We start from the raw sequence: 23811 nt of genomic DNA, 5'->3' as shown, positions 1-23811 counted from the left end.
GTCGATTAATTTGTCAGGCGGTAATTGATACGGACGCAAGCGATGGACGATCAGCGATGAGCCGACAACACGACTCTTGTTGTCAAAGAAAGACGCACTGGTATTAGAGATAGTATTTTGCTAAAAAACACGCATAATCTTGCTATATAAAACTTAAAGAAGAATTTTCCTATGACTAACTTTCAATACTACTTTCAGAAACTACCTTGTTTTGGCTGTAAAAAAACGCAAGTAAACGTCGATCTTGGTTGGCTAACGGCAACCATGAAAGAAGATGTTCTTGCGCAAGTAACGGCAATTCTTGCAGAAGGCAACGTTGAAGCTGATTTATCTGTAAATGTTACCTGTACTGCGGCAGAAGCGCGTGACTATCTGTTACTGAACTTCTACGGTTACTCTGAAGAAGAGCTAGAGGGGCAAATTGAAGCGGATGATGAAAAAGAAGTGGCAGATGAAATCGCTGAGCTTTTAGCGGAAGGCAACACTGTGGCAGTCTTTGAACATGAAATTGCGCTACAAAGCTGTACTGACTGTGATATTCAAGATGAAGAGTCAATTGAAGAGTAATCAGTTAGTGTAGTTGCATCATTCAAATATGATGCACTTAGAATCAAGGCGTTAGCAGAGTTCATTTGCTAACGCCTTTTTGTTTCAGCGCTGTTTAATTCGAGGTTTTACTGTAACCACTCTCGTGTTGGAAGGTTTTCGAGTACTTGTTTATCATTAAGGCCGATAATATGAGGATGCCGGTTGGCACAATCCAACTGGCGAAGTAGGCGTACAAAGGCATGTGGTCATTCAGCCATTGGTTGGACGCTTCTGGCATGTAATCGAGAATATGCAACGCGTCAACACCGCCAAAGATCAGCGCTGTTAATGTGGTCGTGATGACCATCCGCTGTGACATTTTTGTGCGAACGGGTGCCATGAGCATTAATGCAATCGCGACTGGATGTAATACAACCACGGCAGGTAAAGTAATTGCCAGCAGTTGTTCTAAACCGACGTTGGCTATCAATCCAGCTAGCAACATCGTGGTGATAACACATGTTTTATAGTTTACTTTAACAAAGGTGTTGTCGTAAAACTCACTCCCAGCCGTCGTCACGCCAATGGCCGTAGTTAAGCAAGCCAATACCATTACCGCGCCCAATAATATTGAGCCAAACGCGCCAAAATGAGTGAAGGTGAAGGCGGTTAGAATGTCGCCACCATTGGTGAATTCAGCGCCTAAATACGAACTTGTTGAGCCAATGTAAGACAATGAAATGTAGACAAACGCCATGGCAACTGCGTACATCAAAGCCGCAATCAAGGTGTATTTGGCGGTTGCTTTGGGGCAATCCACACCCATACTGCGAATTGCACGAAAGATAATCCACCCAAAGCCTATTGAGCCTAGTGCGTCCATAGTCATGTAACCTTGGGTTAGGCCTTCGGCAAATGCACTGTTTACATAGGGGCCGCTTGCTCGGGTCAACTCTCCGGCAGGGTAAATCAGTGCTGTCACCGACATCACGATCAAGATGGTCATTAATGCCGGTGTTAGTATTTTGCCTAAGTTATCAATTAATTTGCCAGGGTAGAGTGCAAACACAATAGTGATAGCACAGAAAGCGATGGTAAATGGCACTAAAGCGGCCTCAGCAAAAATGGGGGCGAAACTAAATTGATAGGCGACGGTAATGGCACGTGGGATCACGAATGCTGGGCCAATAACAATAAACACCATAACCCAAAAACTGGTGGCTAATGATTTAGGTAATGCCGCGGTCAGTTTGTCTGAACCATTCACCATCGCCACCATGACGAGCGCCATTGCCGGAAGGCCAACCCCAGTTAATAGAAAGCCCGACATTCCGCTCAGGAAGTTTTCACCTGCTTGGTATCCTAGAAAAGGTGGAAAAATAAGGTTACCAGCGCCTAAATACATGGCGAAAGTCATAAAGCCTAAAGCGGCGATGTTGCGTGCGCTTAACATGGTGGTTCCTTTTTAGTTTTGCTTGAAAAAACTGAAAGGAATAGAGATATGATATGACATTCCCGTCAGCTTCTTATCAAGCTGACAGAAATTGTAGATATAGCCTGTCAGCCCTGAATCAGTTTCAGAGAGAGCAGGAGGATCGCAGCCGCTACGCCTGATAGGCGGTTCAAAGCGAATTGTGATTGCGCTGTGGCTGACATGAGAGATCCTTAATATCGAAAGTGACCAAGGGATGTATTGTCTTGGTGCTCTTTACCCTAACCAAGATGTAGCTATTGATACAACCATGAAATTGCAAATGAGTGAATTTTGTTGTCATTCGTTTTGGAGTTGGTATTTAAGACTGGTTTTATGGCTAAAAATCGAAATTAATAACTTTTCAAGTTATTAACAATGCCGATATCCCGGCGAAAATGTGACTGGCAGACAAAAAAACAAGCCCAATCACGATGAAGTGATTGGGCTTATTTACAGATCTTTTACTCCAGAAACGGCAGCACCTTAATGCGAATGCTTATCTTAGTGAGTGGATCGCGTTGATTAATCCATTCAAACCTTTGTCCACTTTGCTGCGTTGGCAACCCACATTAAACCGTAAATGGTTGCGCCCTAAAGGGCCGTAGGCGTCACCGCGCATAATGGCTATTTTGTGATCGTGAATCAATGCGTGTTGTAGAGCATCCATATCGATGTTCAATGGCGAAAGATCAATCCACGCTAAATAGGTTCCTTGCGGTGGACAAATGTTGAGCTCGGGAAATTCAGCATTGAGTCGTTTTGCCACCCATTCTAAGTTATCGCGTAAATACTTTTTGAGAGCAATGAGCCAAGGCGCTCCTTCTTGATAGGCCGTCATCGTGGCAATGACCCCCAAAATAGCGGGGGAGGAGAGCCCGTCGGTCAATTTCAATATATTCAAATATTCGTGCTTGGTCTGCTCGCAACCGATAGCGGCGTAAGCGCCACTGAGCGCCGGTACGTTAAAGGATTTAGACGCCGAACTGACTAATGCCCATCGGTGATCTTTCGCTATTTTTGGCCAAGGCGTGTAAGGCTCAAAGCAAATGTCCATATGAATGTCATCACTGATCACTTTGAGATCGTGACGTTGAGCAATGTCAGCTATTCGCGTGAGCTCTTCTTTAGTCCAAACTTTTCCTGTTGGGTTGTGCGGATTGCATAAAAGCAGCAGGCGGCAGCGTGGATCAGCGGCTTGTTGTTCAAGTAAAGACCAATTGATTTGGTAGTGACTGTGCGGTGAAACTGGGTCGCTAGGTGGCACGGCCTCAAGTGGGCTTGGTATGGCGATACGGTCGGCGCTTTCTATGATGGGTTTGAATGCGTCATAAGCGGGATCGAAATAGAGAATGCCATCGCCAGGGTTTGACCATAGTTGGATCAAGCGCGAGATGATGTACATCACCGAGGGGCCATAGACCAAACTTTCAGGGTTTAATTCGGTTTGATATTGGCTGGAAAACCAATGGCAAATAGAGTGTTTAAAATCAGTATGGTTCCAACGGCTATAACCAAAAACACCATGGTCTAAGCGTTGCTGTAAGGCATTTGTAATACAAGGTGCGCAGGCAAAGTCCATATCGGAAATGGTGAACGGTAATAGGTCTGAACAACCAAATCGGTCGCCGACATAGTCCCATTGGGTAGAATAAGTATTGAGGCGGTCGGTAGGGGCTGAAAAATCAAAACTCATCGCGCAGTTCCTAAGCAAGGAAGGGGAGAAAGACGCGGCGACTGTCATCGCCGCGCCAGCATTACTGCAGGAGCAATAACTCTCGGGGGGAAGAGAGTTATTTATTCAGCAACGCTTGTTCTAAACGGTGTAAACGACGGTTTTGTTCAATCATCTTACGGATAAGTTCGCGCTCAGAAAGTGTCGTCATTAAGTGGTCTTGGGCGTGAACCATAATCATGCTCACCACGATTTTCTCACCACAAATTTCCTGACGGATAAGATCAGTTTGCACTGCGTGGGCTTTACGAACGCTGACGTTGCATTGCTCCATCATCGCTTCAACTTCGTCAAATCTACCTTCTTCAGATAGTGATAGAGCCTCATAAGCATAGCCCTTTGCTTCGCCTGAATAACTCACGATAGAGATTATGACTTTTTCAAAATCTTCATTCATTTCTTGGGTATTGCTCATGGGGTGTTCCTTGAATTTCACTGATTTCGTTCGATGTATTCACACTATCAGAGGTCTTGGAAAAAGCGACGAAAGTTGATTTCACTGATTTAGTGAAACCAAGTTTCGTTGACGAAATTGACCAGATATCTGTTAATTGAGGCGTAAATTAATATGAATCTGATATACGAATAGAAAGGAAATAATGATGAAGATTTTACTAGTTTGTGCTGGTGGTTTTTCAACTACAATGATGATGGAAGAAATTAAAAAAACGATCAATGGCAGTCAGAAACTGAATTTGGAAGACTTCACGTTAGAAGCTATTTCTGTCGATCGATTAGCAGAAAAAATTAATAACTTTGAAGTGATTCTTGTTGGTCCTCAATTGAGCCATAAATATAAAGCGATTGAAGCGTCTGCATTAGAAAACAATAAGCCATCGGTGCTTCTTTCTGCTGAAATATATGGTGCGATGGATGGTGCAACTGTGTTGAAACAAGCACTTCTTGCACATAAAAAACATCAAATGAGTTTAACTGAGTAAGTTGTCACGCCTCTCCCTACATCGGCGCGTGGTTGCCAATACCCATTATTATAATGAAGAAAGGTTATTTATATGAGCCTGTTTGCTTCTTTTGAAAAACTGCTGAGTAGTATATTGCTGCCAATAGCAGAAAAAATAGATAAGCAAGTCCATCTGAGTGCCGTAAAAAAAGGCATGGTCGTACTGACCCCTATATTACTGCTCGGCTCGATGGCATATCCATTAAAAGCACTGAAGAACGTATTTTCAGATTCAGCTGCGGTACAAGAATGGTTTATCAATAACACTTACTTGATCGACCTATTAATCAAATTCTCGCTCGGCTTTATTGCAATATATACCGTTATCGCTATCGCTTACTTCTTGAGCGAAGGGTACAAAATATATACCGTTGGTGCGATAGCCTTGTCGCTCTTCTCCTATCTGATATTGACCACCACGGTGAACCCCGATGGCTCGCTTGATATTCGCTTCTTTGACTCAAAAGGTCTATTTACAGCGATTTTTGTAGCGATTGCCAGTGTGGAAATATATCGGTTCTTTACCGAGCGAAAACTGGTGATCAGAATGCCTGAAGGCGTGCCTGATTTTGTTTCAAGCTCATTTGAATTGATCACACCAACGGCATTTATTGCAGTGTTGTTTATCTCAATCCGCTACTTTGTTGCTGATTTCACCGGTGGTTTACTGGTTCCAGAAATCTTGATGGAAGTACTTGCGCCGGTGGTTGGTAGCTTGGATAACTTATGGGTAGTGTGGTTCGTTATCATGCTGCGTCTGTTGTTCTGGTTCTTTGGTATTCACTCTGCGGTTTTAAGCCCGATCCTATCGCCTATTTTTGTCCAATATCTGTCGGAAAACATTGCGGCGAAAACATTGGCAGAAGAGCTACCTCACTTTGTAACCGGTGGTACCTTCTCAGCCTTTGTTAACTTTACCGGTTCTGGGGTGACGTTAGGTTTGGTTATCGCGATGATGATTGCCAAAACACAGCGCTATCGAAAAGTGGGCCAGGTTTCTTTGGTGCCGAGTCTATTTGGTATTAACGAACCGGTGTTGTTTGGTGCGCCAATCATCTTAAACCCGATTCTATTTATTCCGTTTGTCTTTGGTGGCTCGCTTATCGGTATCTTCCCGCTAGTACTGATGAAATATGGCTTCCTAGCAAAACCGTTCTTTGATCCACCGTATCTACCATTGTTCTTTGAAGGTTATTTAACAGCTTTTGACTGGAGAACACCGTTTGTTCAAGTAGTGCAGATAATGGCTTCTTTCTGTGTTTACTATCCGTTCTTCAGAATTATGGATAAACAAGAAATGATCCGTGAAGCGCAAGTTGAAGCGGAAAAAGAGAAGAAATCGGTATTCAGTAAGAAAGACGATGAACTACTTGATGAACTAGGGCTCGATTTCTAACCCGGCTCGATAAGTAATTTAGTTCGATAAGCAACATAGTTCGATAGCTAACTTGGTTCTATAGCTAACTTAGTTCAATCGTAAACCAATCTGATCCCAATGATGTTCCATCCGCGGGATCAGATTCTTTCTAAGCGGGGAGATGCTAATGCGTACATTCAACCTAGAGCGGTATCATGCGCAGTTTGATGCGTTGCTTATTAGCGATAACCATCATAAGCGTTACCTTAGTGGCTTCACCGGCAGTGGTGGTCATTTATTGCTAACGCAAGCGGGGGCTGAGCTACTCGTTGGCGGTAAATATTGGCATCAAGTCGCGGAGCAGAGCCCACATTGCCACCGTGTTTGTACCGATGAAATGGGCTGGTTGAATACGTTGCAGCATCGGCTCAATGTTCATGGTATCGAACGGTTAGGTTTTGAAGCACATGCGTTGAGTTATCAAGAGTTTGAAGGACTACAGAAAGGGTTATCCCAGCGATTGGTGCCGACCCATGATGTGATTTCACCGATGCGGTGTTGTAAAAGCGCGCAAGAAATAACCTTGATAGCCAAAGCGTGCGAAATTACCGAGGCGGCGATCGAACTTGGTTTAGCGGATTTTCACTTTGGTATGAGTGAGCACCAACTAGCGGCCCATCTTGAGTTCCATGCCCGCATGCTAGGGGCTGACAGTATTGATTTTTTGATTGTGGTATCGGGTGAACGTGGCGCATTGCCCCATGGTCGTCCTTCGGATCGCGTCATTGGTGACGGCGAGCTAATTACCATTGATTTTGGTGTGGTTTACAAGGGTTATCATTCGGATGTTACGCGCACTTTTAGTACGGGTGTCGTCTCGGTTGAGTTACAAGATTTATTTACGGCAGTGCATCGCGCACAACAATTGGGGGTAGAGATGCTGCGCCCAGGCATGAGTGCGGCGAGTGTTGATGTTGCGGTACGAGAATATCTCTCCAACAAAGGATACGGTGAGGCTTTTTGTCATGGTTTAGGCCACGGTGTGTGGGGTTGCAAGGTCATGAATTCCCGCTGTTAACCGCAAGCAGTCAGGCAATCTTAGAGGTCGGTATGGTATTAACCATTGAGCCGGGCGTGTATTTAAATGGTATCGGTGGCGCGCGCGTAGAAGACACGCTCGTCATTACTAAAACAGGTTGTAAGAGCCTGACTAAGCTACCAAGAGAGCTGCGTAATCTCAATGAGATACAAAAGCCAGAAATCCTATAAACGGCGCAAATAAGTCGGGAGTAATAATAATGACAGACTTCAGTTTATTGGCTCAACTCAATAATGCTCATAGTCCTTCTGGACGCGAAGATGAAGTGAGAAAAGTGATTTGCAAGGCGCTGGCGCCAATCGCTGACGAAGTAAATTTCGACGGATTAGGCAGTGTGATTGCACGTCTTAATCGTCATGCGACAGGGCCTAAAGTGGCGGTCGTCGCGCACATGGATGAAGTGGGCTTTTTGATCCGTGAAATTCGTCCAGATGGATTATTGAAAGTATTTAAACTTGGCGGGATTGATCCCGCAGTCGCGGTCAATAGTGAACTGGAGATCAAAACGCGCAGTGGTCGTAAATATACCGGCTTGGTGTGGAGCAATAAAACATCGGCTGAATTAACGATAGATGATCTGTGGGTTGATGTTGGTGCAAGTAGCCCTGAAGAAGTGCTGGCGATGGGGGTTGAAATTGGTGACAGTGCGGTGTTCGCGACGCGTCATTTTGATCTCAATAACAGCGGAAATTTGGTGGCGAAGGCATTGGATGACAGGATCGGATGCTGGCTTGGCCTAGAACTGATGCGCTCGTTGGCTGATAAGACATTACCTTGCGATTTTTATTTTGTCGCGACGGTTCAAGAAGAGGTTGGCACCAAAGGTGGTAAGACAGCGATTGAGCAACTGCGACCAGATGTGGTGTTAGTGCTGGATGTTGCCACGGCTAAGCATCTTAGCAGCAGTTCGGGTTCACAACGTATTTATGGCAATGGGCCATGTTTGGTGGTGGCGGATAAAATTGCTCTTGGCCACTATCCGCTGTTGAATTATGTCAGTGATATAGCCAAAGAGTTCTCTATTCCAGTACAGCGTGATTTTCTTGCTGGTGGTGGCACCGACAATGGCCCGGCTACATTGGTTGGCGGCGGTATCGCTGGTTTAGCCATTACCTTACCCGTGCGTAATTGTCACTCTGCTTATACTCAGGTTAATCAAAACGATGCCATTCTATGTTTACGTTTATTGCAACATGTGATCACTCAGCTGGATGAAACGCAGAAAGCGCGCTTGTACCCCTATGACCAAGCGGACTTTCTGACTCAGTAGTTGAGGCAAATGGGCCTTGTTCGGTTAAGCGCTGGTGGAGTTGATAGACTGCGCGTAGGTGCTGCACATTGTCCACATGGCTGATCATCATAATTTGTCTGATGGGTCGGTTAAAATTATCGTTCACTGGTTTCGGTAGTGGCAGATGAGCGATGGCGATGCGGTGTGAATGCGCCGCATTTTGGCCATGACAAATCAGTAAACCATGCTGAGCAAAATAGGCATGGCTATTGGCATGCAAAAGAGTGTGAATACCACTCGCATACTCTTTACTCACCAACCCCATATTTTCCATCTCGCCACTTAACCAATTTAGAATAGGCGTTAGCTCAGAGCCCACCGGTATCGCTTTGCTATTTCTCAAAGTAACTAATAAATCGTCTAGCGCAGGTAGAGTTCGGTCATCGATGATCTTATCGCCCATGTGCGTCATTAACTTCGTGACAAACTCTTCGGTGTTAAGGTCACGGCTACAGCTTTTCGTAATCGACAACAGCTTTTCAAGCGACATTGGATTCTGGCTGCGTGCTGCAATGGCTTTATGGATCAATCGAGTTAAGTAGCACACCTCTTCATCTCGCAACGGCTCGACTAAATGGTGGCCATTTTGGCCTGCAATCAATTTGATCTTTTCAAACAAATGACGTGAATAAAGACTCTGCTCTCCTATTTGAGTGTTGAGATTATTCTTAGCACGATACACCGCGGTAGTGAGATAAATCACCATGTCATTCAGTAGTGCAGTATCGGTTAACAAGTCCTGATCACAATCATCACTAATGGCGGTGAGCAATTGGAAAATAAAGCTCTCTGCTTGTAGGCGTTTTTCGTAAAACCCATCAGTGTTGATTCCGCCAAGAAAGTATTCGGCCAGATGTAAAGCTTCGAATCGGTAGCATTCCTGCTGCCAATTGAGTGCATTTTGGATGTAGCCAAATGCTTTCGTTGATTGAAGAAACGAAGCATTGTTTTTGCGATTGATCAGAACACCTTGTTGGATACGGATTAAGGTGATGATCAGATAAATCGTGAATAGATTTTTAAACTCGTGGCTAAGTGTACATTCTGCACTTTGCTCAATTCGGCTAACGGCTGGAAAGGCGGCGACTGGGCTGTATGTTTCGATATACGCACGAACAATCGCCACGATATCACGCTCGTAGAAGTAACGTTTTTGTAAATAATGCAGACCATTATTTTTGCAATACAGGTACTTAGATGCATAGCACATCTGTAAATAGCGAATTTGCTTTTCTTTACCCGATACATACAGGTGCTGAACAATCACTTCTAATTCAAGGTCCAGCGCCCGAAAAATCTCGTTGGTATTACGCAGATCCTTATTGAGAGTTGGCCGACTGACTCGCAAGTAGTTTTGAATTTCACCAAGCGGTGTGTCGGGGGCAAACAACGCCGTTGTCGCTAGGTATTCTTCCCGTTCATGTTTAGAAAACACAAAGTTGCTTGCTAACGTATCACTGAAAAATAGGCTTGGGTCGTAGGGATAATGCAACTCACCTTGTGTGAGGGCGACGGGGGTCATACCGAGTTTTTCTAAGTAGTAATTAATGTTCTCGATGGCGTAGCGCAGGTTGCGCGTTGTCATATTAAACACGGCGGCGAGCGCATTGATGGTACTGCGCTGCATTGTCAGGGCGGTGACAATATCAAAATGCTGTTTATTTAGGCTCATCAGAGAGTTAGGGTCACTAAAAAGAGTGGCAAGTCTATCAATATGTCACTGGGAAAGATGAGAGCTATCCGACGAAAATCAGCCGATAATCGATGTTACTGCGGTGGTGGTGGAGCATTTTTATGTATGGGTATCTCTAATCGTCTTCAGATTACATCATGTCATAAAGCTGTTTTTTCATTTGCTTTCATTTTTACTTGGTCATTAAGTGAAATCCTCATCGAATACCAGAATTTACTCAGTAGTAAATGAGCTTAGATAATTTTTTTCTTGATCTAAAACCGATGTAATTCGACCGGGTTAAGGTGTGCTGTAAATCACAAAATTAATTGTCATTGGCGTTTTTTATGGCTCTTGTGCTTTGTTTAAGTGATTGTTTTTTGGTGTTTTTATTTTATTTGGTTAAAAGTGGACATCGAGGGGGGAATTGCTTAGATGGAATGATTAAGTGGTTGAGATATAATGCCGATACTTGGATTGCTGAATATTGTGAGTTTAGTCAAGCTTACTATAAAAAGTAATTGCTCAATTAAAGAACTTGAAAGAGAATTGCATCAAATGAAATCAAATGAAATCAAATGAAAATCTCAGAACAAGATTATGTGCGTCGAACCAGTTAGAGGGGGCGCAATGATGAAAACAGCCATAGAAAGAAGATTAGAGATCACAAATATGGTTGGCATGCGCGGTAGGATGCATGTCGATGAACTGGCTGAGTATTTCAATGTGACAGGCGCGACAATTCGAGCTGATTTACGATTTCTAGAAGATCAAGGTTCGATTATTCGCTCGCATGGATTTGCCTTAGTTAATCGCTCAGTTCTAGCCAAACTTGCAATGTCGGCGACATCCAAAAGCCAAAACAGCAGTTTGGGGTTTTATGACTATGTAGCGCATTCTTTTCATCGTGCGCTGGAAGAAAAAAGTACGATTTTTGTTGATAGCAGTCCTGTGATCCGAAAATCGCTAAAGCAGTTAAAAGATCTGAAGAGTTCAACAGTCGTTACGCGAGATCTTAATTTAATTCAAAATATTCCTCATATAACGGATTGTAAGTTTTTCGTTACTGGGGGACGTGTGAATACAGAGCAGATGAAAATGTCAGGTTCACACATGATTAATAGTTTAAAACAGTATCGTTTTAATAATGTTCTTCTTCATGTTGAAAGCTTTAATACTAAATTGGGTGTGTTTTCAAAGAGTGAATTCGATGCCGATATGATTCGATTACTATGTGATTTATCTGAGAAGATTACACTTATTGTGGAATCATCTGCATTTAATAGTAACGATTCTTTTTGGGCCTGTGACCCAAATAAAATAGACACTGTTATTACCGATCATAATTTGGATGACAAAAATAGCGAGTCATTAAAACTGAATGGTGTGAGGGTGTTAACTCTAAAATCTAATAATTAATTAAGGATAAATGCATGGCTAATATCGTTTTAGCGCGTATTGATGAACGTCTAATTCATGGTCAAATTCGTTTGCAGTGGGGTAAGCATTCTGGCGCAAATACTATTCTTGTTGCCAATGATGAAATCGCCCAAATGGAGCCACTCCAAGCACCATTTAAGGCTTCTGCCGGCAGCGACTTTGCGGTTTTATTCCGTACGATTGATCAAACGATAGCAAACTTGCCAAAAGCAGGAATGGACCGAAAAATCCTCTTGCTGTGTAAAAATCCAACAGACTTTGCAAAAATTGTCCAAGGTGGAATTAAATTACCGGAAATTAACATTGGTAATATGCATTTTCATGAAGGGCGCTCAGTCGTTAATAAATATATTAACGTCGATAAACATGACATGGCTGCATTTAATATTCTACGTGACCATGGGAGTGTAAGTACAATTCAGCATATGCCTGAAAGTGATAAAGAATGCATTTTTGAAATGACGAAAGATTTACAAATCTAAGGTGAAATAAAATGTTAATGGAAGCTATTTTAGTCGCCGTATGGGCGGCACTGTGTGGTATCGATAAATTCGATGTTTTCACGGGTATTCACAGACCGTTAGTAACCGGTACTGTGGTGGGTTTAATTCTTGGCGATTTGCAAATGGGCCTTATTGCGGGCGCGACATTTGAGCTTGCGTGGCTCGGTCTTGTCGCTAACGCGGGTGTTCAGCCACCCGATACGACCGTAGGTGCAATCGTAGGTACCATGTTCGCAATTAAACTGGATATGACACCAGAAGCGGCTATTGGTATGGCGATTCCTTTTGCGCTGGCTATGCAAACTTGTGTTCTTTTCCTTTTCACTTCATGTGCGCCAATGATGCAAAAAGCGGATCAATACGCTGAAAACTTGAATTTAAAAGGCATTGATAAACTGATTTATATTGGTTTGAGTGCACGTGCATTACTTTACGGTGTGGTCGGTTTCTGCGCTATCTATTTTGGTGCGACTGGTGCGGAATTTATTCAAGAATATCTTCCTCAAAGCATCGTGAAAGGTATGGCAATTGCGGGCGGTATGATGCCAGCGGTTGGTTTTGCAATGTTACTGCGTACTATGTTTAACGTTGCCATTTTGCCGTACTTCTTCTTAGGTTTTGTATGCTCGACTTACTTCAACATGCCTATTCTTGGCACAGCGCTTGTCTTTACCTGCGTTGCCGTCCTTGATTACATGAACAATAAAAAGTCTGACACTCCTCAAGCAGCTCAAACACAGGTATTTGATGATGAACTCTAATTCTGAAATGACGATGAATCCGGATCATTACCATGATGATTCAGTAAGCACAGTAATTAGCAACACAGATAGCTACAGCGATAAAACGGCCACTAAAGTCATTACCAAAAATGATTTGTGGAAAATCGGTTTTCGCGGCTTGTTGGTGGAAGGCAACTTTAACTTCAACCGTATGCAAGCAGGTGGTTTTTGTTATTCAATCAGTCCTGCGCTGAAAAAAATTCACAAAGACCCAGAAGATTTACGTAAGGCATTAAAAAACAACCTTCAGTTCTACAATGCCAACCCGAAGATGTTTACTTTGCCACTTGGCCTTGCGATTGCAATGGAAGAAAGCAAGGAGAAACCTTCAACTATCGCCTCTGTAAAAGCGGCAACGATGGGTTCGGTTTCTGGGGTTGGCGATGCGTTAGACCATTCGGTTATGCTGCCTTTGACGCTCGCAATTGGTAGTTCAATTGCTTTGCAAGGTAACCCACTTGGTGTTTTGGTCTTCTTTATTCTTTACCAATCATACCGTATTCCAATGTATTTCTGGTTATTGTTCCTTGGCTATAATGCCGGTGTTTCAGCACTAGAAAAGCTGTCAGACCAAGCAGAGAAACTTGGGCGTGCGGCTAACATTGTTGGTCTTGGTGTAATCGGCTCGATGGTTGCGAAATACGTAAAAGTTTCGACGGTTATTGAACTTGAAGCCGGTGCTGCAGATATTAGTTTGCAAACAGGCATGTTAGACAAATTGATGCCTAACCTATTGCCAATGGCACTTGTTTGGTTGATGTACTACCTAGTGAAAAAGGGTAAGTCACCAACTGCACTTATTTTCGGCACTCTATTTGCTGGTGTCGGCGGTCACTTACTGGGTATCTTCTAATAAAGGTATTTTATGATAGGTATTATTGTTTCCGGACATATTAACTTTGCAACCGGTATGCAATCTGCGGTCGAAGCTATTGTGGGTGAACAAGCGTCATTAGAATTTATTGATTTTGTTCCAACCATGACAACCGAACAATTGGAAGCTCAGATGCTTGCTTCAATTGAGAACATGAACGATGGTTCAGGGGTTTTAATTCTGACAGATGTTCCTGGTGGTTCGCCGTGTAATCGTGGTGTCGCTATTATGTTGAATCGTGACGATGTTCGTGTGGTCGCTGGTTGTAACTTACCGATGATCACTAATGCGTGCTTCGAACGTGATGGTATCTCTCTTGACGAACTAACGGATATCGTTTCTGAAATTGGCGCTCAGTCAATGAAAGATATGCAGAAAGAACTTGCGCAAATAGAGAATAATAATTCTGATTCTTTCGAAGACGAATTATAAGATTAAATAGTCTCCCAACAATAAAATAGGCACTACTGAATTTAATTCAATTCTCCCCCTGAGTTGGATTTGTTTAGTCAGAATAGTAGTGCCTTTTTTTTGAGGTGGAATAAGATTAGGTATTTTAAATATCTAATTTTAAGGAAGAAGGTTGCACGAATGAATTGTGATCAAATATTAAAACAAATGAAGCGAGTGTATTGTTGGCAACGTGATAACCGCACTCGTTATGTTACTCGCAGCACGGGTAAAAAACGCTTCTTAAAAGCGACCGACTGGGAACGCGGTGTTTTTTGGACATCTGTCGCAGATGCTTGGCAAGCAACGAACGATCATGAGTATTTAGAGGGCCTTCTTGATTTTTCTTTGAATACGGGGTTCCGCCCTGGCCCTTTGCGTCGCTTCGCTGATGATCATGTATGCATGCAAGCCTATTTGCCGCTATACCCGTTGTTTGATATTCCTGAAGCGGTTGATTATGCAAAAGTTGCTTTAGACATCATGATTGATGAGCCAAAAGCAGGGAGAACAGATTGGTGGTGGTGTGATTCATTGTTTATGGCACCGCCAGTTTTTGCTGGATTAAGTGCGCTGACTGGCGATGATAAATACCTGAATTACATGGATAATGCATGGTGGGATGCTGTCGACAATCTATTCGACGTTGAAACAAACCTTTACTACCGAGACCATCGCTATATTCCAAATGTCGAAGGTACAGAGTTCCGTGAAGCGAATGGAGAAAAAGTATTTTGGAGTCGTGGTATTGGATGGGTACTTGCTGCGATTCCAAGAATTTTGGCGCATATGCCGCAAGATTTCCCGTCACGTCAACGCTACATTAACATGTACTGTTCACTGGCGAAAGAAGTGGTTAAATACCAGCAAGCCGACGGCTTCTGGCGTACGAGTCTACTAGATCCTGCAAGCTTTCCCGCTAAAGAGAGCAGCGCGACGTCACTATTTTGTTATGGCTTGGCGTGGGGCATTAAACAAGGCTATTTAGACAAAGAGACCTATTTACCAACAGTAGAGCGTGCTTGGGTGTCGATCGAATCGTGTATTCATGAGGATGGCATGATCGGCTGGGTTCAACTGCCAGCGTTTAACCCTAGAGATGTAAAATTTGAACATAATATTGATTATGGTGCAGGTGCGTTCTTACTCGCTGCAACAGGCATGCTAGCCCTGTGTGAAGCGTAACCATCTATTTGTCGTTAACGACGTTTAATTCTCAATAAATACTGTGTCATGTGAATAATAGAGTTGTCGATTGTTATATATACTTATTAACGATGTTCAGTTGGCTTAAAAGCAAATAAAAACAATAATTAGATATAGCGGTTGTTGAGTTTTTAGAAGTGCAGACTTACATGCTCTGTATTATTTAATAAAGAGATTGAAAATGAAAATTGCTTTAACAATGGAAAATAGCCAAGCGGCTAAAAATGAAATCATCCTAAAAGAACTAGAATTTGTTACTGCGCAAAGTGGTGATGAAGTTTTTAACGTGGGTATGTGTGATGCAGAAGATCATCATCTAACTTATATCCACCTCGGTATTCAAGTGTCAATTCTTTTAGCGGCAAAAGCGGTTGATTTTGTTTTCACTGGTTGTGGTACCGGTCAAGGTGCATTGATGTCTTGTAATGCACATGCCAATGTTGTGTGTGGTTACGCGTTAGAGCCGTCAGACGCATTTTTATTCACGCAAATTAATAATGGTAATGCTTTGTCATTGGCGTTCGCTAAAAACTTTGGTTGGGCGGCTGAGCTTAATGTTCGTGGTATTTTTGAAAAAGTACTGATGTCTGGTTGTGAGGGTGGCCAAGGTTACCCTATTGAGCGCGCTCTGCCTCAACAGCAAAACGCAGCCATCTTAAATGATGTTAAACAAGCGGTAGCAAAAGATTACCTTGAAGGTTTGAAAACGATTGATGTTGAACTTGTTCGTACAGCTTGTTCTGGTGAGCGTTTCCAGAAGTGCCTGTTTGAAAATGGTCAAGTGGGTGAGATTTCAGATTACGTGCGTACGATTCTAAATTAGTTGTGAATTCGAACTGTTGTAACGGAAGGCCAATCATTTGATTGGTCTTTTTTTTCAACGGTTGACGACATGGTGCATCGATTTCTAGATAGAGAGGGGAAATGGCAAAGTTTATTCAACCATCAGAGCGACCGCATATACCGTGCGAGCATCCTGACATTAAGCTGCGTTTACAATCATTTAAGCAAAACTTAATTCGTTTGAAATATAAAAAAGCAGACTTCACTCAGCGCGACAGTGAAATCGAGTCTATTTTTGCGCACAAAGGGGAACTAAAAAATCAATGCGATTCACTCGTGAGCTATGTTGCGGAAGCGTTCCAGCATTATGCTGTATGGGATTATACGCACGCTTATTATCCCGGGTATTGCAGTCAACAGACAGCAAGATTAGATGCAATGGAAGGATGTAGTCGCGTACTACCAACCCTTGCAGCTTGGTTACATGCAAACAAAAGCAACAAGACCGGTTTGTACTCACTGGATCATAAACCTCTTGATGTCGCGGATTGGATGCGACAAGCGTTCCTTGCTGGTACGGATCCCGAGCATGTGGGTTATTGGGGCGATATTGAAGACTATGATCAACGAATTTGTGAGAGTGCCGATCTTGCACTGGCATTATGGCTGAGTCGAGAACAGGTTTGGGCTTCTTTTTCAGTGGCGCAGCAACGGCAAATTATGTCGTGGTTTGAGCAAGTCAATCAAGCTAAAACAGTCGACAACAATTGGCACTTATTTCCCCTCACAGTGCAGTTGGTGGTGAAGGCTTTGACGGGTAAAGACTGCATTGATCATCAGCGTTACGCGCGCATTAAAGAATTCTATGTTGGTGATGGTTGGTTTCGAGATGGAGCAAAGGGGAATTATGACTATTACAACGCCTGGGGGTTTCATTATTCCCTTTATTGGCTTAATCAGATTCAGCCTGACTTCGATCCTGATTTTATTTGTGGCGGGTTACAGTCTTTTAGCGCGCACTTTCGTTACTTATTTACCGCGCAGGGATTTCCAATGTTCGGCCGCAGTGCATGCTACCGTTTAGCGGCAACGGCTCCTCTACTTGCAACATTAGATGGATGTGATAATGCTCAGTCTCAGGAATATTTGGGACAGTTTAAGCGAGCATTTAGTACCAGTTTGGATTTCTTTATCACCAACGGTGCGCTTAAAAAAGGTCGGCCTACACAAGGGTTGTTTGCTGACGATGTGCGATTGACCGACAACTATAGTGGACCTGCCAGCAGTTTTTGGTCTTTGAGAGCCGTGAATATTGCGATTTATTGCGGTGATAGAGTCGGATTATGGTCAGCAGAGGAAACGCCTTTGCAGATTGAAAAGGAGAGTTTTACTTTCTCGCTCAACGGGCCAAACATCTTGGTGGTAGGCGTTCAAGAAACTCAAGAGGTAACGGTGTTGTTTAAAGAAGAGTATGCATCACAACCGACATTGCTGAATCGACGACTTGAGCAACAAACGTTTTTTAATCAGATTAAAGAGCGATTGTCTGGTAGAGCTGAGCGACCGAAAAACAATTTATTACGCAAAGGCGTCACTTGTTATAGTTCTAAGATGTCGTTATTTCTTTGATGTGCGGTTTGCGGCAGAGTTTATTGAAGGTGGGATGTGAACTGCAGTATCAATTTTTTGTCTACAGTTCACTGATATGACACGGTGATTATTTCTGTTCTGAGCGGTGATAACCTAACTGTGTTGAGATGTTATCGGCGGCGTTTTGTAGCAGCTCAACGTAATAAGATAGGCGGTTTTCATCAAAACGAATCGTCGGGAATGAGATGGATATCCCCGCAACAACATAGCCGAAGCGATCGTGAATTGGCGCAGCGATGCATCGCAGTCCAGGCTCTTGCTCTTCATTGTCTTCTGCATAGCGTTGTTGGCGAACTAACGCCAGTTCCGTTAGTAATTGCTCGGTATTTTGCAGGGTTTTGTCGGTATGCTTTACAAAGATGACATCTTTCAGAGCTTGCTCGACGAATGTAGCATCACGATCTGCCAATAATACCTTGCCAATGGCGGTGCTATAGAGTGGGTTGCGTCGGCCAATACGTGACTGCATGCTCAGGTTGTAACCTGAATCGATTTTGTGGATGTAGATGATCGCGTCTTCATCCAGAGCACCAAGGTGCAAGGCTTCATTGGTTTGTTCAGATATAGCGCGCATCTCTTTATCTGCAATCGCGATTAGATCCACATACTCAAGTGACTTTGCGCCTAACTCAAACAGTTTTAGGGTTAAGCCATATTTGTCGGCTTCCTCTTCTTGAGAGACATAACCTAGCATCTTCATCGTTTGTAAGAAGCGATAGGTGGTCGCTTTCGACATCATTAAGCGTTGAGAAAGCTCAGAGACACCAATGTCCTTTTGCTCGCCTAACGCCTGAAGAATACTAAATACCTTCATTACCGATGAGACGGACTCAGGCTGAGTTGCCTTTTCCATTGTTCTACCTTGTGCGTATTCTTGTACATGCTTATCAAAGTTCATTATACATCGCATGCCTAGTTCGGCTAGTTTTTAAAAAGCTGTTTTATTAAATTGAAACGACAGTTCATTTTTCTGATTTAAAATTGTGATGGCTATAGTTATTTTTGAAACGCCATTTCAAAAATAACTATACAGCATTTTGATCTGTTGTTATTTTGCTTGCATACAGTGAAAGGGCGCTCAGAAAAGAGCCAGAATATGCACAGCATTTAAGGAAATAACATGATTTTGGATTCATTTAATTTACAAGGTAAAGTCGCCATCGTAACGGGTTGTGATACGGGTTTAGGCCAAGGTATGGCATTGGGTTTAGCAAATGCAGGTTGTGACATTGTTGGGGTTAACATTGTTGAACCAACCGAAACAATCCAAATGATAGAGCAGACTGGACGTAAGTTTATCGACGTTCGCGCCAACCTGATGAAGCTTGACGATATTCCTGCCATCGTTGACCGTGCAGTGACAGAGCTCGGCCGTATCGATGTGCTGGTGAACAACGCTGGCATAATTCGCCGTAACGATGCGATTGATTTTTCAGAGCAAGATTGGGATGACGTTATGAACATTAACGTTAAATCTGTCTTCTTTCTTTCTCAGGCTGTCGCCAAGCAATTCATTGCTCAAGGCGAAGGTGGCAAGATCATTAACATCGCTTCGATGCTCTCTTTCCAAGGAGGCATCCGTGTTCCTTCTTACACTACCTCTAAGAGTGGCGTGATGGGGGTGACTCGCTTAATGGCGAATGAGTGGGCTAAACATAACATCAATGTAAACGCGATTGCTCCCGGCTATATGGCGACCAATAATACGGCCGCGTTACGCGCAGACGAATCGCGCAACAAAGAAATCCTTGAACGTATCCCGGCTGGTCGTTGGGGTAAACCGTCTGATTTGGCGGGTCCTTGTGTGTTCTTGGCATCAAATGCTTCTGATTACATCAATGGTTACACCATCGCAGTCGATGGCGGTTGGTTATCTCGCTAACTATTTTAAGTGCTCGCTAAAGGTAATGAAAAGTAAAGGCGCTAGTGATGATTGTCGATTTGATTAGTGAGCAATTATTGCTAGCTCAAACTTTTGGCTTGGTTAGTTTTGCCCTAGGTTTATCGACTTTCTATCAAAAAAACGATCGTCGATTAAAGATCGTTATGCTGATATTAAACCTTAACCATCTTATTCATTATCTGTTGATGGGCTCGGCTGTATCGGCACTTAGTGCGCTATTGTCGGCATTACGCACCGCGACCGCGATTTATGTCTCATCTGCTTGGGTGGCCTTGGGGTTCATTACGATCAGTGTTGGTTTAGGCCTTTCGCTTGCTGATTCTATATGGGACTTATGGCCAATTCTTGGCACGGTTATCGGTACTTATTCGGTGTTCATGTTGCAAGGCATCACGATGCGCTTAGCGTTTCTTGCTGGTGCAACATGTTGGCTGATCAATAATGTTTTGATTGGCTCGATAGGCGGCACGTTATTAGAGTTAAGTGTTATCACCATCAATTTAGTAACGATTATGCGATTGTTAAAAGATAAAAAGCAGTTAGTGGTCACTAATCAATAGGCTTGCATGAGTAAGTAAAACTACACCAAACGTGACTTTTAGATTTATCGGGAAAATTCAAGCTGGCCTTTGGGCTGGCTTTTTTCTTAGAAGCATCAAATGCTAAAGGGGTTGTATGAAGCAAATTAAACGAGTCGCTATCATTGGCGAGTGTATGGTTGAGCTGAAAAAAAATAACGGCGTACTCGAACAAGGGTTTGGTGGCGATACACTTAACACTGGCGTTTATCTTTCTCGTTTAACACAACAGCAAGGTGTAATAACGTCGTATGTGACTGGGTTAGGACGCGATCCATTCAGTAAAGAGATGTTGGCGTCTTGGCAGCAAGAATCATTGAATACCGATATGGTGTTTATTTCTGAAAATAAATTGCCGGGAATTTATGCGATTGAAACAGCTGACGATGGGGAGCGCAGTTTTTTCTATTGGCGCAATGATTCCGCCGCAAAATATTGGCTACGTGACCATGAAATCGCCAAGTTAAGCGAAGCGCTATGCCAGTATCAGATGATCTATTTGAGCGGTATCAGCTTAGCTATTTTGCCGGATGACTGTCGCCAATCCTTAATTGAACTGCTTGCGTATAGCCGTGAACAAGGCGTGAAAATAGCCTTTGATAACAACTACCGTCCAGCGCTTTGGGCGAGCAAAGAAGAAGCGCAGCATGCTTATCAAAAAGTGTTAGCACTCACAGATATCGCTTTCTTGACCTTTGATGATGAGCAAGCGTTGTATGGTGATGAGCGTGAGCAACAAGCCATTGACCGGACGCAAGCATTAGGCGTTCAAGAGATCGTGATTAAGCGTGGCGCCGAGGCGTGCTTGATAGTTTCAACAAGTGGCATGGAGTCAGTTGCACCAACGCCAGTCACAAATATTGTTGATACAACAGCTGCGGGTGACTCCTTCAGTGCTGGATATCTTGCGAAACGAATTTTGGGTGGCAGCAAGCAAGAATCAGCGATGGCTGGACATACCTTAGCTGGAACGGTCATCCAACATCATGGTGCGGTGATCTCTTCAGACTCAATGCCCATTATTTAGTGATAGTCGATTTAACGAATGCACTCTGTTAACTCATTCAAATAACTCATGCGATGGAAATAAAAATGAAAACGCTTAATCAACAATTAGCCGAAATACAAGTTGTCCCTGTGATTGCAATTAAAGATGCCTCAAAAGCGGCTAGGCTTGCCCAAGTACTGATTGAAAATGGCTTGCCGTGTGCAGAAGTCACTTTCCGCACTGAACAAGCTGTTCAAGCGATTAAAAATATGCGCGCAGCATACCCAGAAATGCTGATTGGCGCAGGTACAGTACTAACCAGTTGTCAAGTCGATCAAGCGATTGAAGCGGGTGTAGATTTTATTGTTAGCCCAGGCTTTAACCCAACCACCGTAACATATTGCCAGCAACGTGATATCGCTATCGTACCGGGCGTCAATAACCCAAGCTTAGTAGAGCAAGCGATGGAAATGGGATTAACCACACTGAAGTTTTTCCCTGCAGAGCCATCTGGCGGTACAGGCATGCTCAAAGCGCTATCCGCGGTTTATCCAGTAAAATTTATGCCAACAGGTGGCGTGAGCCCTTCAAATGTTAAAGAGTACCTAGCGATCCCGTCAGTACTGGCGTGTGGTGGTACATGGATGGTGCCAAATGATTTGATTGAAAATGATCAATGGGATGAGTTAGCTGTGCTGGTGGCTGAAGTGGCCAACATTATTAACTAGCAATAATGAGTAAGAAATTATGCTCTAATTTCCTCTGATTAATCGGGGGGAGTGAACAAGGAAAGTAATATGTTATTTGGTAATGTTGAACAGTTAGATTTAATTCCTTACGCGTCAAGAAAATTGCGTTCTATTATTTTGGAAGCGGTAGCATTGGTGAATGAAAATGAAGACGGAAAATATTCACTAAGTGATGGAGAAACGTTTGTCATTTTAGTCTCTGCCCAAACTGAACCGCGTGAGCAACGCATGGCAGAGATTCATAAAAAATATGTTGATGTACAGATTGTCCTGCAGGGTGAGGAGTGCTTTGGTTACTCTAACCGTTTAGCGGCTGACCCCGCGGCTTTAACTGAATTAGACAATGATGTATTGCTCATCGATGAGGTGATACAGGAAAACTTTGTCACTTTACAAGCGAATGACTTTGTCGTGTTTTACCCAAATCAAATTCATCGTCCTCTATGTGCCGTTAACCAGCCACAGGCGGTGCGTAAAGCGATCATCAAAATTCCGTATCAGCTTATATTAACGGAGTAGTGTGTGAAGTTGCTTCGATAAATTGGAAAAGGCAGAATTTCGAGAGAGATTCTGCCTTCTTTTTGTACTAGACCGGAGAGACATTAGTGCCTTAACTTACCAAATTTTGGTTTAGTTGCTTCGCGACCTTCAATAGTTCAATCTTGGCATGTTCAAGATCTTCAATGTGGTGGTGGACCGTATTTGAGTTCAATGTCATGTAAGGAATCGTGAGAACAGCTAGTACATCCCCTTGTACACCTAAGATCGCTACGCTGATATTGGTGACCCCTGAAATTTGTGGGCTTGGCCCTGAGAAATAACCCTTGCTGATGGTTTCCTCGATATGTTGCAAGGTGTTGTTGATCTCATCGGTGGTGGCATCAGATTTTTTCAGAATGGCTTGTCTCTTTTCCTCACTACTGTAGCTGAGTAATGCCACGCCAGAGCCTGAACCGCAAATGTCTAATGAAGCGCCAAGGCGTAGTGTAAATCCCATTTTATAAGGGCTTTCAGAGCGAGCGATAACAATTAACTCTCCATTCTCATAACGGCTTAAGTGGCTTGATTGATTGAGCTTAAGGCTTAGCTCATCCATCAGTGGTTGAGCGCGTTTCAGTAATTGAGCAATCGGAGGGTGTTGATTGGAAAGCGCAAACATCTTTAGGGTAAGCGAGTAGCTCGAGGTTTCTGGGTCTAATTCAATATATTGCTTATCGACTAACACAGACAGCATGCGAAATATTTCATTGATGCTGCGATCGAGCTTTTCTGCGATCTGTTTTTTGCTTAGTGGTTCTTCTTCAGTAGCTAACAACTCGAGAATTTCTAATCCTTTCTCTAGAGCCGGAGCGCGGTACTCTATTTTCTTTTCGTTGGTCATGTTATCTATTATGTCGCTCTAAATTGACGTTGAACCAAAGGCTGTTGGTGTGCCTGCGCCTTAGTTATAAAAATTAAGCCTGCAACGACAAAGCCCCACACAAGTGGAGCTTTGTCTATATGTTTTATCGAATCAATTACTTAATTAGTCCCATCATTTCTGGGATGGTCATCGATATCGCGGGTATAAAAGTAACCAACATTAGCACAACAAAAATGACTAAGAAAAACGGCAGTAGTGTTTTAATGACGTCATCAATGCTAATTCCACTGACCTTACATCCAGTAAACAATATCGGGCCAACGGGTGGCGTTATTGTGCCCAATGATAAGTTAAATACTAAAATAATACCAAATTGTACTGGGTCCATACCAAGGTTCATACAGATTGGGAGGAAGATTGGCGTGAAG

At 43.2% G+C, this 23811-nt stretch carries 26 protein-coding genes; 19 read left to right on the top strand and 7 right to left on the bottom strand.

The window, feature by feature from the left end; genetic code table 11:
* Positions 1-171 precede the first annotated feature (171 nt).
* Complete coding sequence (locus RH85_RS18115; RefSeq protein ID WP_006714168.1) at positions 172-567, top strand: hypothetical protein; 396 nt, start codon at positions 172-174, stop codon at positions 565-567.
* A 94-nt stretch (positions 568-661) separates the two neighbouring features.
* Here RH85_RS18115 and brnQ read toward each other — a convergent pair whose 3' ends face one another.
* From brnQ to RH85_RS18100, 3 genes are all read right to left on the bottom strand, one after another.
* A complete protein-coding gene (brnQ, locus tag RH85_RS18110) occupies positions 662-1981 on the bottom strand; it encodes a branched-chain amino acid transport system II carrier protein (protein WP_006714167.1) in 1320 nt (439 codons plus the stop codon).
* Between the two features lie 517 nt (positions 1982-2498).
* Positions 2499-3695, bottom strand: a complete 1197-nt coding sequence (locus RH85_RS18105; RefSeq protein ID WP_006714165.1) for a MalY/PatB family protein — start codon at positions 3693-3695, stop codon at positions 2499-2501.
* 97 nt (positions 3696-3792) lie between these two features.
* Complete coding sequence (locus RH85_RS18100) at positions 3793-4149, bottom strand: PTS lactose/cellobiose transporter subunit IIA (protein WP_006714164.1); 357 nt, start codon at positions 4147-4149, stop codon at positions 3793-3795.
* A 184-nt stretch (positions 4150-4333) separates the two neighbouring features.
* Between RH85_RS18100 and RH85_RS18095 the strand changes: the two genes are divergently transcribed.
* The 5 genes from RH85_RS18095 to RH85_RS18080 all read left to right on the top strand — a co-directional run bounded on the left by RH85_RS18095 (position 4334) and on the right by RH85_RS18080 (position 8421).
* A complete protein-coding gene (locus tag RH85_RS18095; protein WP_241210417.1) occupies positions 4334-4675 on the top strand; it encodes a PTS sugar transporter subunit IIB in 342 nt (113 codons plus the stop codon).
* 72 nt (positions 4676-4747) lie between these two features.
* Entirely contained in the window at positions 4748-6091 is a 1344-nt protein-coding gene (locus RH85_RS18090; RefSeq protein ID WP_006714162.1) for a PTS sugar transporter subunit IIC, read from the top strand.
* Between the two features lie 148 nt (positions 6092-6239).
* Positions 6240-7130: a M24 family metallopeptidase gene (locus tag RH85_RS18085; RefSeq protein WP_006714161.1), complete on the top strand. Its 891-nt coding sequence runs from the start codon at positions 6240-6242 to the stop codon at positions 7128-7130.
* Positions 7097-7321, top strand: a complete 225-nt coding sequence (locus RH85_RS23540) for a M24 family metallopeptidase (protein ID WP_241210416.1) — start codon at positions 7097-7099, stop codon at positions 7319-7321. The genes RH85_RS18085 and RH85_RS23540 overlap by 34 nt, the downstream gene beginning before the upstream one ends.
* A gap of 29 nt (positions 7322-7350) precedes the next feature.
* Positions 7351-8421: a M42 family metallopeptidase gene (locus RH85_RS18080; protein WP_006714159.1), complete on the top strand. Its 1071-nt coding sequence runs from the start codon at positions 7351-7353 to the stop codon at positions 8419-8421.
* Here RH85_RS18080 and RH85_RS18075 read toward each other — a convergent pair.
* Positions 8351-10114, bottom strand: coding sequence for a helix-turn-helix domain-containing protein (locus RH85_RS18075; RefSeq protein WP_006714158.1), 1764 nt, complete (start codon positions 10112-10114; stop codon positions 8351-8353). The genes RH85_RS18080 and RH85_RS18075 overlap by 71 nt on opposite strands.
* Before the next feature lie 630 nt (positions 10115-10744).
* Here RH85_RS18075 and RH85_RS18070 point away from each other — a divergent pair.
* From RH85_RS18070 to RH85_RS18035, 8 genes are all read left to right on the top strand, one after another.
* Positions 10745-11533 (top strand): DeoR/GlpR family DNA-binding transcription regulator, encoded by a 789-nt coding sequence (locus tag RH85_RS18070; protein ID WP_241210415.1) that lies wholly within the window; start codon positions 10745-10747, stop codon positions 11531-11533.
* A gap of 14 nt (positions 11534-11547) precedes the next feature.
* On the top strand, positions 11548-12036 hold the full coding sequence (locus RH85_RS18065; protein WP_006714156.1) for a PTS sugar transporter subunit IIB: 489 nt from the start codon (positions 11548-11550) through the stop codon (positions 12034-12036).
* A gap of 11 nt (positions 12037-12047) precedes the next feature.
* Positions 12048-12818 carry a PTS N-acetylgalactosamine transporter subunit IIC gene (gene agaW, locus RH85_RS18060; protein ID WP_006714155.1) on the top strand — a complete coding sequence of 257 codons (771 nt, stop codon included), beginning with the start codon at positions 12048-12050 and terminating at the stop codon, positions 12816-12818.
* The gene (locus RH85_RS18055; protein ID WP_006714154.1) at positions 12808-13692 is read left to right on the top strand and encodes a PTS system mannose/fructose/sorbose family transporter subunit IID; all 885 of its coding nucleotides are present in this window, start codon (positions 12808-12810) and stop codon (positions 13690-13692) included. Before agaW ends, RH85_RS18055 begins: the two co-directional genes overlap by 11 nt.
* A gap of 12 nt (positions 13693-13704) precedes the next feature.
* Positions 13705-14145, top strand: a complete 441-nt coding sequence (agaF, locus tag RH85_RS18050; protein ID WP_006714153.1) for a PTS galactosamine/N-acetylgalactosamine transporter subunit IIA — start codon at positions 13705-13707, stop codon at positions 14143-14145.
* A 159-nt stretch (positions 14146-14304) separates the two neighbouring features.
* On the top strand, positions 14305-15348 hold the full coding sequence (locus RH85_RS18045; protein WP_006714152.1) for a glycoside hydrolase family 88/105 protein: 1044 nt from the start codon (positions 14305-14307) through the stop codon (positions 15346-15348).
* 202 nt (positions 15349-15550) lie between these two features.
* Positions 15551-16192 carry an RpiB/LacA/LacB family sugar-phosphate isomerase gene (locus RH85_RS18040; RefSeq protein ID WP_006714151.1) on the top strand — a complete coding sequence of 214 codons (642 nt, stop codon included), beginning with the start codon at positions 15551-15553 and terminating at the stop codon, positions 16190-16192.
* Positions 16193-16293: 101 nt separating this feature from the next.
* Positions 16294-17781: a DUF2264 domain-containing protein gene (locus tag RH85_RS18035; protein ID WP_006714150.1), complete on the top strand. Its 1488-nt coding sequence runs from the start codon at positions 16294-16296 to the stop codon at positions 17779-17781.
* 88 nt (positions 17782-17869) lie between these two features.
* On the opposite strand, the gene kdgR is transcribed toward RH85_RS18035, so the two are convergent.
* Positions 17870-18655, bottom strand: coding sequence for a DNA-binding transcriptional regulator KdgR (gene kdgR / locus RH85_RS18030; RefSeq protein WP_039949314.1), 786 nt, complete (start codon positions 18653-18655; stop codon positions 17870-17872).
* Between the two features lie 267 nt (positions 18656-18922).
* On the opposite strand from kdgR, the gene kduD reads away from it, so the two are divergent.
* From kduD to RH85_RS18005, 5 genes are all read left to right on the top strand, one after another.
* Positions 18923-19684 carry a 2-dehydro-3-deoxy-D-gluconate 5-dehydrogenase KduD gene (gene kduD / locus RH85_RS18025; protein WP_006714148.1) on the top strand — a complete coding sequence of 254 codons (762 nt, stop codon included), beginning with the start codon at positions 18923-18925 and terminating at the stop codon, positions 19682-19684.
* A 47-nt stretch (positions 19685-19731) separates the two neighbouring features.
* Entirely contained in the window at positions 19732-20265 is a 534-nt protein-coding gene (locus RH85_RS18020; protein ID WP_006714147.1) for a YgjV family protein, read from the top strand.
* A gap of 115 nt (positions 20266-20380) precedes the next feature.
* Positions 20381-21310, top strand: coding sequence for a 2-dehydro-3-deoxygluconokinase (gene kdgK / locus RH85_RS18015; RefSeq protein ID WP_006714146.1), 930 nt, complete (start codon positions 20381-20383; stop codon positions 21308-21310).
* 65 nt (positions 21311-21375) lie between these two features.
* The gene (locus tag RH85_RS18010) at positions 21376-21999 is read left to right on the top strand and encodes a bifunctional 4-hydroxy-2-oxoglutarate aldolase/2-dehydro-3-deoxy-phosphogluconate aldolase (protein WP_006714145.1); all 624 of its coding nucleotides are present in this window, start codon (positions 21376-21378) and stop codon (positions 21997-21999) included.
* A 69-nt stretch (positions 22000-22068) separates the two neighbouring features.
* Entirely contained in the window at positions 22069-22539 is a 471-nt protein-coding gene (locus RH85_RS18005) for a NanQ anomerase/TabA/YiaL family protein (protein WP_006714144.1), read from the top strand.
* A gap of 91 nt (positions 22540-22630) precedes the next feature.
* Here RH85_RS18005 and RH85_RS18000 read toward each other — a convergent pair whose 3' ends face one another.
* Positions 22631-23401, bottom strand: a complete 771-nt coding sequence (locus RH85_RS18000; protein WP_006714143.1) for an IclR family transcriptional regulator — start codon at positions 23399-23401, stop codon at positions 22631-22633.
* Positions 23402-23537: 136 nt separating this feature from the next.
* Positions 23538-23811 (bottom strand): TRAP transporter large permease subunit (locus tag RH85_RS17995; protein ID WP_006714142.1); only part of this gene is annotated, 274 nt, incomplete at its 5' end.

Source organism: Vibrio ichthyoenteri ATCC 700023 (genome assembly GCF_000222605.1).
Lineage (GTDB): Bacteria > Pseudomonadota > Gammaproteobacteria > Enterobacterales > Vibrionaceae > Vibrio > Vibrio ichthyoenteri.
Note: the sequence above shows the minus strand (reverse complement) of the source record. Positions and strands in the feature narration are given on the sequence as shown.